The following is a 7,352-nucleotide window of genomic DNA, read 5'->3' on the forward strand; positions in this document are numbered from 1 at the left end:
GAATCACCCGATCGACACAGAGGTTCCGATGCCGCTCCCCCGTTGGATGTCCCGTAGCGCGCTGCTCGCCGCCGCCATGTTCGGCGCGGTCGCGCTGACCGCATGCGGGGGAACGACACCCGCCCCGACCGGCAGCGCGGGCAGCACCACCAGCGCACCGGGCAGCACCACCCGCAGCACCGGCCCGGCGCCGACGCCGGGCGCGGCCGCCCCGCTCACCGTTCCGGACGCGGCCGCCACCGACCTGTGCAACATGCTGCGCCCCGAGCTCTCCAACTTCCGGGTGCAGGGGCCGACGCTCGGCCGGATCGGGCTGAACGCGCTCGTGCACGAGTGGGCGCTGCGCAACGGCGGCATCAACGGGCAGGTGCTCGCGGACAAGGCCGTGGTCGACCGCACCCTCACCGGCGCCTGCCCCGACGTGCACCAGCAGGCGATCGAGGCGCTCGGGCTGCCGAACCTGGCCGCGGGGATCGCCTTCTGATGCGTGCCGTGTACCCGCCGATCACCCCGCACGACAGCGGCCTGCTCGCCGTCGGCGACGGCCAGCAGCTGTACTGGGAGGTGAGCGGGAACCCCGCGGGCAAACCGGTGGTGTTCCTGCACGGCGGGCCCGGCGGCGGAACGGCGCCGTTCCACCGGCGGTTCTTCGACCCGGCGGCGTACCGCATCGTGCTCGTCGACCAGCGCGGCTGCGGGCGCTCGACGCCGCACGTCGCGGACGGCGCCGACCTCGCGGTGAACACCACGCCGCACCTGATCGCCGACATCGAGGCGCTGCGCACCCGGCTCGGCATCGAGCGCTGGCAGGTCTTCGGCGGGTCCTGGGGGTCGACGCTGGCGCTCGCCTACGCGCAGCGGTACCCGGAGCGCGTCACCGAACTGGTGCTCCGCGGCATCTTCCTGCTCCGCAGGAAGGAGATCGACTGGTATTACAACGGCTCCGCCGGGTACCTCTACCCCGAGGAGTGGGAACGGTTCCTGGCACCCGTGCCGGAATCCGACCGCGACGGCGACCTGGTCGAGGCCTATCACCGGCTGCTGCACTCCCCGGACGAGGAGCTGGCGCTGCGGGCCGCGGTCGCCTGGTCCACCTGGGAGGGCGCGACCAGCTCGCTGCTGCCGCAGCCGGACCGGGTCGCCGAGACCGCCGAACCGCGGTTCGCGCTGGCGTTCGCGCGGATCGAGAACCACTACTTCCGCCACGGCGGCTTCCTCGACGAGGGGCAGCTGCTGCGCGACATCGGCGCGCTGGCGGACGTTCCGGGCGTGATCGTCCAGGGCAGGCACGACGTGGTGTGCCCGGCGACCAGCGCGTGGGAGCTGCACCGGGCCTGGCCCGGCTCGGTGCTGCACGTGGTCGACGACGCGGGACACGCGGCCGCCGAACCGGGTACCGTCCATCGCCTCGTCGAGGCGACCGACCGCTTCGCGAAGGAATCCCCATGACCGCCACCGCCGGAGCCGCCGCCGTCACCGCGCTGAGCGAGGACACCGACCGCCTGCTCGCCGCCGAGCCGGACGTGCGGGCAGACGCACCGGACTCGGTGCACCAGATGCGGGTTGCCACCCGCCGCCTCCGCAGCGTGCTCCGCTCCTACGGGAGCCTCTTCGAGGCCGAGCCCGCCGCCGAACTCGGCGCCGAGCTGAAGTGGCTGGCCGGGGTACTCGGCGAGGCGCGCGACGCCGAGGTGCGCGCCGAGCGGTTCGCCGGGCTCGTCGAGGCATACTCCCGGCGCGGCACGGTGCGCAGGGACGCGCTCGGCACCCGGCTGGTGCGCGCCGAGCGCGACCGCTACGCCGCCGCGCACGCCGCCGTGCTGGAAGCGCTGGACGGCGCGCGCTACGCGGAGCTGCACATCGCGCTCGCGCTCTGGCGCGAGTCGCCGCCGCTGCTGCCGACGCGCTCCCAGCTGCCGGCGCCGCAGGTGTTCGAGGGGGTCCTGCGCGCCGACCGCAAGCGGCTGACCAAGAAGGCGGGCAGGCTCTCGACCGTCTCCGGTGCCGAGCGGGTCGAGCTGCTGCACGACATCCGCAAGTCGGCCAAGCGGCTGCGCTACTCGTGCGAGGCGGCGGCCGAGACCATCGGGGCCGAGGCGGCCGCGGCCGGGGACCGGGCCAAGAAGTTGCAGACGGTGCTCGGTGACCATCGGGACGCGGTGGAGTCGCGGGACGCGATCCTGGTGCGGGCGGAGGAGGCCGAGGCGGACGGTGGGTCGCGGCGGATCTACGCCGAGCTGGCCAAGGCGGAGAAGAAGGCGGCGCGCAAGGCGCTGGCCAAGTACCCGGACGCGCTGGCGAAGCTGAAAGAGCACGGGCACGTGCGGGCCCCCGAGCCCGCCTCGAGGCCGGAGCAGAACGAGGGCGCGTCGGGCAAGAAGGTCGCGGCCGACCGCAACGGCAGCGGGACCGCCGTGCACGCCGAATAGGGGCCGCCGTGGACGCCGCCACCTACAGCGGCAACCAGGCCGGCCACCACGGCGGCGTATTCCCCGGCGGGCAGACGGGGTGCACAATCGTGCCCCCAGGATCGTGCAACCACACCATCATGGCCCACACCGCCACCAGCGACCCCGACAAGCACACCAGCAGGGTCACCGGCAACCGGATCACCGCGGGCACGCGCGTCCCCAGCCGGTGACCGAGGAGCAGCACCACCACCCACCACACCCCGACCGCGACCGCGTTCGGCATCCACATCACCAGCAGGATCAGGTGCTCGCCGGGACCAGCCGCGTCGCAATCCCGCCACGACCGCGCCACGGTATCGGTGACCACTTTCGAGGTGCCGATCCCCGCGGCGACGGCGACCACCAAATAGAGCATGTACAGCCGGAACGAGGGCCAGACCGCCCGCGGCGCGGCGGAGTTTTCCGCCGTCACTGCGTCACCCGGATCTGCGTGGTCGGCTTCCCCGAGCTCAGCGCCGAATCCATCTCGTTCATCGCCTGCTCGATACCTTCGTGCAGCTGTGCCTGCGTGAGATCGCTGCCGTACCGCTCGTAGAGCTGGACGCCGATGCGCATGGTGATGTCGTCGCCCGCGTCACTCACCCCGGTCGCGCCGGTGCCGAGGTTGGCGCCCGCGAGCAGGGTCTCCTCCGGGAAGCCCGCCGCCCGACCGACGTATCCGTAGTGGATATTGGAGTAGATGTCGTAGAAAACCGCCCGATTCTGCGACGGATCCTTGAAGTAGTAATCGTTATCCGCGGACAGACCGAGTTTCTCCTCGAGGATCGGCTTGTGATCCCACGGCCCTCCCACCTCCACCATGTCGTAGAGCAGCGACGCGGCAGATGCCTGGTCCACAGCGGGTGGCAAGACGACCTGCCACCAGTGCGGTTCGTTCAACTGCGACATACGAGCGACCTCGGTCGAAGCGATATTGGTCTTCATCTCGTCGAAGATGAACTCCTCCGCCCGGGTGAACCGTTTCTCGCTTTCGGTGTAGTCATCGAGGTTCATCTGGGTGTCCGCCAATTGCCGCCACTTGCTGTATTCGTGCCGCGCCCGGTCGAGGGCGTTGTCGATCGGCTCACCCGTGATCGGATCGACGCCGGTCCCCGCGTACTTCACCGCGACAAGGCGGTCGAGCTCGGCCCTGGCCGCCCCGACCTGCTGCGCGGTCTGCGGAGAGGCCGCCGATGCCCGGGAGTTCCCGGCACCGAACTGGTTGCCGCGGGCGCGAATCTCCTGTGCGTTCGTCGCGATCACGGTGCTGAACTCGTCGATCGCCGTGTCGAGTCCGTGCAGCGCGGTGTCGATCGCATCCTGGTGTGCTCGATGCCGGGCGGGGATATTCGTGAACCGTGGATTCTTCGCGTCGATCGGTGCCTCGAGGGTATCGAGATCGACCAGCCAGGTGTCGCCGACAATGAAGGTCGCGGCGGTGGTCCGGTCGTTCTCGACGTCGCCGACCCTGGCGCGGACGATATTCCGCTCGCTCTCCAATCGACCGGCGGCCGCGTCCAGCGCATCCGCGAACTCGCCGTTCTCGATGCCGAGCTTCCGGCCCTCGTCGACGTACTCGGCAATGCGCTCCCCCGCGGCGTCCGCTGCCTTTCCGAGCCACTGGGTATCGGCGAAGTGGGTGTTCATTCGCCGCAGCTCGTTTCCATAGGAGGTAGTGCCCGCTCGGATCTCGGTCGCCCAGACGCGGAGTCCGTCGATATCCCACCTGTCGAGTTCGGATCGCGTCGGCATCAGCGCTGCCCGCCTGCCGGGTCGAAGGCCAGCGAGCGCAGCTTCCGCGTGAAGTCGTCCTCGGTCATCGCGTAGTTGTCGGCGCACGAGACGAGCAATGTCGACAGTTCGGTCAGGCGCCACGAAACCCGTAGCCACGCACCCTCGATGTATTCACCCGCGGTCGCGCAGGCTGCCGCGATCGCGCAGCCGGGCAAGGCGGTGCGCACGGCTGTGCCGGTCGTGCGCACGTCGATCCGGTCGATCTCGGCTCCCACCTCGGCCACGACGGTCGCCAGCTTGCGCAGCTGCTGAATATCGGCTTCGAGCATGGTTCGACTCCCCCCTGCGGAATCGGCGTCCACCCCATGGACGCCAGACCTCCGACAGCATGCGCCGACCGTGTCCAGGAACCGAGCACCGGACGCGGCACCGCGCATCCGTGGCGAACCGGGGACGGAGCCGGAGTGTGCTTACGGGCCGGTGTCCGGCAGGCGCCACCCCGGCGCACCGTCACCCGGCCGCACCCGGCGGCGGCGAAAACCGTTCCTCGGCAACGGCACAGCTCGGGCCGGAGCCCCGCCGTCGCGGCGTCTCAGGTGGCCGGGTAGCCGAACCGCACGTGGCGGGCCGCCGGATCAGCGCCGATCAGCCGAACCCCGACCCGCGCCCCCTCCGGCGGCTCCCCGGTGCAGGGGGCGAGGATCGGCGGGTCGGCGACGAAGATCTCGGCGGGCTTGGCGCCCGCCGCTTCGCGCAGCACCACCGCGTCGAACTCGGCGCCGATCCGGGGCGCGAGCAGAGTCGCCTCCGTCAGGTCGACGCAGGCACGGTCCACCTTGTTCGCCGTGCTGTCGCTGCGTTTCATGGCGTTGGCGGCTTCGGTCAATCCGGTGCGCACCCAGTCCGGTATAGCGGTGCCCGCGCAGCGGGCCAAGCAGATCTCGGTGGTGAAGCGGTCGGAGAGGCGGCGCAGCGGGGCGGTGACGTGGGCGTACGGGGCGCCGAGGCCGCTGTGCGCCGGGGCGTCGGGTACGGCGGCGGGTTCCGCGCCCACCCCGAAGACGGTGTAGGCGGCGCCGCGCAGCAGCGTCGTCGCCTCGGAGTTGAGCACCAGCCCGGCGGGGGTGTTCGGGTCGAGCCCGGCCAGCATCCGGCCGACCGGCTGCTCGGCGGGCCAGGCGACGCCGAGCGCGGCGGCGGTGCGGCGCATGGCGGCGACCGCGGAGTCCGGCGGGGCTGGCATGGTGCGCAGCAATCCGACGGGCTCCGGCGCGTCCAGCATGATGCGCGCGGCGCACATCCCGACCAGCAGCGAGACCTGCTCGTTCCAGTCGTCGGCTGCGGTGCGCGGCTCCAGCGCCAGCCTCCAGTGCCCGCTGACGCCGTCGTCCGCGACGACGCTCTGCGCGGGCAGCCGCAGCGCGATGGCGCCGCGCTGCAGCCCGGCCTCGATGCGGAGCGCGCCGAACTCGGGCAGCCCCGCGATGGCGGCGGGCAGCGTCCCGGCGTCGGCGGCGGCCTGCACCCCGGCGTAGTCGAGGCGGGCACGGGACCGGATCAGGGCGCGCTCGACGCGGTAGCTCCGCGGAGCGGCGCGGGAGTCCAGGTCGACGGTCCACAGCGCGACCGGCCGGTCCACGTCGGGCAGCAGGCTGGCGGCGCCCTCGGAGAGCACCGGCGGGTGCAGCGGGACGGTGCCGTCGGGCAGGTAGTAGGTCTGGCCGCGGGAGCGGGTCGCCGCGGCGAGCGCGCCGTCCGGCCGGACCACAGCGGCCACGTCGGCGATGGCGTAGTGCAGGGTGAAGCCGGTGGCGCCGCGGGTCAGGTGCACGGCCTGGTCCAGGTCCATGGCGCCGGGGGGATCGATCGTGACGAAGGCGAGGTCGGTCCGGTCGCGGCGAAGGCCCGCGAACGCGTCGATCGCGTCGCGGGCCTCCGTGACCGCCGCGTCCGGGTACCCCGTCGGGAGGTCGAACTCGGTGCGAACGGCGCCGAAGTCGACCGGTGCGGAGCGGATCCGCCGATGGAGTTCCACGGGGGAGACGCTACTGCAGCGCCAGCATGGTGCCGCTGAGCTCGTTCAGCGGCCCGTAGACCGTGAACGTGACGCGCCCGTTCGGCACCTGCGCGGAGACGTCGGCCGCCGCGTCGAGGGCCTGGCCGAACGAGGCGGCCGACGGGTGCGGCAACCCGGCGATAGCACGACCGACATTGTTCTGGGCCACGAACGCGGTGTCGGCCGGGCTGAGGTCGACCTGCACCCCGCCCGGCAGCGGGGTCACCGCGACGGCACCGGCCGAACCGGCCCCGAGAGCGGCGAAAACCGAAGCGGCACCGGCGATCAGCGCACCGGCTACCAGAGAACGAACTACCCGCATAGAGATGAGACCTGCTTCCCACGATCGGAGATGAAACGGCCCTGAGCTACCCGGCGAGCACCCGGCGCGGGGCCTTGCCAACGGCGCTCACTCTATGACGCCGGTCACGGCATCCGCCAGTCACGGAGCGGTCACCATCCGGCCGCCGAACGGTCGTGCTCGGGTACGGTGACGGGCGTTCGAACGCAGTCGATCCACGGGAGTTGCCGCCGCATGTCCACGATTCTCTTCGATTACCTCCTGCCCGTCCTCGGCCCGGACCAGGCGGCCTACTGGGCGCAGGTGTTCGTGGTCGCTCCGGTGTGAGACCCGTCTCACCACCCCTTTTCGTCGCCTCCCGTTCATTCCGGACGGGAGGCGTCGTCGTTTCCGGGCCGCTAGCATCCCGCCCGTGATCAGAACGAATGCCGCCGTCGCGGCCTGTGCCACCGCCCTCGCCCTGGTTCTGGCCGGGTGCGGCGGGGACGATGCCGCCGCCCCGGCCGGCTCCAGCTCCGCCGCTGCCACCTCGGCCCCGCAGGTGGTCGACGCCGTCAAGGCGGGCACCTTCGTGGTCAGCTTCCGCAGCGCCTTCCCGGCCCTGGCGAGCGGCAAGGACGACGCCGCGCTGAGCAATACGCTCAACCAGACCTGCGGCGACATCAGGGTGGGCAAGCCGGAGGCCGACGTGCAGGCGTCGGTGGCGGACCGGGTGGCGGCGAACGGCAAGAAGGGGAGCCCCGAGGAGGCGGCCGCGATCTTCCAGATGATCAAGCTGATGTGCTGAGCCGACCGCGGCCCGCCCCCGAGC

At 71.9% G+C, this 7,352-nt stretch carries 9 protein-coding genes; 4 read left to right on the plus strand and 5 right to left on the minus strand.

The genetic code is table 11. The features are described 5' to 3' along the window. The first annotated feature begins 28 nt into the window (after positions 1–28). Genes ACFUJ1_RS25725 through ACFUJ1_RS25735 form a run of 3 tightly spaced genes read left to right on the plus strand, consistent with a single transcriptional unit; the run spans position 29 to position 2,429 of the window. Entirely contained in the window at positions 29–484 is a 456-nt protein-coding gene (locus tag ACFUJ1_RS25725; RefSeq protein ID WP_378649559.1) for a hypothetical protein, read from the plus strand. Then, positions 484–1,449: a prolyl aminopeptidase gene (pip, locus tag ACFUJ1_RS25730; RefSeq protein WP_378649561.1), complete on the plus strand. Its 966-nt coding sequence runs from the start codon at positions 484–486 to the stop codon at positions 1,447–1,449. Before ACFUJ1_RS25725 ends, pip begins: the two co-directional genes overlap by 1 nt. After that, entirely contained in the window at positions 1,446–2,429 is a 984-nt protein-coding gene (locus ACFUJ1_RS25735; RefSeq protein WP_378649563.1) for a CHAD domain-containing protein, read from the plus strand. The genes pip and ACFUJ1_RS25735 overlap by 4 nt, the downstream gene beginning before the upstream one ends. Before the next feature lie 22 nt (positions 2,430–2,451). Here ACFUJ1_RS25735 and ACFUJ1_RS25740 read toward each other — a convergent pair whose 3' ends face one another. From ACFUJ1_RS25740 to ACFUJ1_RS25760, 5 genes are all read right to left on the minus strand, one after another. Continuing rightward, a complete protein-coding gene (locus ACFUJ1_RS25740) occupies positions 2,452–2,814 on the minus strand; it encodes a hypothetical protein (RefSeq protein ID WP_378649565.1) in 363 nt (120 codons plus the stop codon). A 65-nt stretch (positions 2,815–2,879) separates the two neighbouring features. Then, the gene (locus ACFUJ1_RS25745; RefSeq protein WP_378649567.1) at positions 2,880–4,289 is read right to left on the minus strand and encodes a polymorphic toxin type 44 domain-containing protein; all 1,410 of its coding nucleotides are present in this window, start codon (positions 4,287–4,289) and stop codon (positions 2,880–2,882) included. Continuing rightward, positions 4,202–4,513 carry a hypothetical protein gene (locus ACFUJ1_RS25750; protein WP_378649569.1) on the minus strand — a complete coding sequence of 104 codons (312 nt, stop codon included), beginning with the start codon at positions 4,511–4,513 and terminating at the stop codon, positions 4,202–4,204. Before ACFUJ1_RS25750 ends, ACFUJ1_RS25745 begins: the two co-directional genes overlap by 88 nt. A gap of 263 nt (positions 4,514–4,776) precedes the next feature. Next, entirely contained in the window at positions 4,777–6,219 is a 1,443-nt protein-coding gene (locus ACFUJ1_RS25755; RefSeq protein WP_378649571.1) for an RNB domain-containing ribonuclease, read from the minus strand. A 10-nt stretch (positions 6,220–6,229) separates the two neighbouring features. Next, positions 6,230–6,466, minus strand: coding sequence for a hypothetical protein (locus ACFUJ1_RS25760; protein WP_378649572.1), 237 nt, complete (start codon positions 6,464–6,466; stop codon positions 6,230–6,232). A 487-nt stretch (positions 6,467–6,953) separates the two neighbouring features. Between ACFUJ1_RS25760 and ACFUJ1_RS25765 the strand changes: the two genes are divergently transcribed. Beyond that, the gene (locus tag ACFUJ1_RS25765; protein ID WP_378649574.1) at positions 6,954–7,328 is read left to right on the plus strand and encodes a hypothetical protein; all 375 of its coding nucleotides are present in this window, start codon (positions 6,954–6,956) and stop codon (positions 7,326–7,328) included. The last annotated feature ends 24 nt before the right edge of the window (positions 7,329–7,352 follow it).

The sequence above is a fragment of the Nocardia sp. NPDC057227 genome (assembly GCF_042669725.1).
Lineage (GTDB): Bacteria > Actinomycetota > Actinomycetes > Mycobacteriales > Mycobacteriaceae > Nocardia > Nocardia asteroides_A.

What these genes read in the sequence shown, in the direction of transcription:
- ACFUJ1_RS25725 (WP_378649559.1), top strand. Translation starts at nt 29, where the DNA reads ATGCCGCTCCCCCGTTGGATGTCCCGTAGCGCGCTGCTCGCCGCCGCC.
- pip (WP_378649561.1), top strand. Translation starts at nt 484, where the DNA reads ATGCGTGCCGTGTACCCGCCGATCACCCCGCACGACAGCGGCCTGCTC.
- ACFUJ1_RS25735 (WP_378649563.1), top strand. Translation starts at nt 1,446, where the DNA reads ATGACCGCCACCGCCGGAGCCGCCGCCGTCACCGCGCTGAGCGAGGAC.
- ACFUJ1_RS25750 (WP_378649569.1), bottom strand. Translation starts at nt 4,513, where the DNA reads ATGCTCGAAGCCGATATTCAGCAGCTGCGCAAGCTGGCGACCGTCGTG.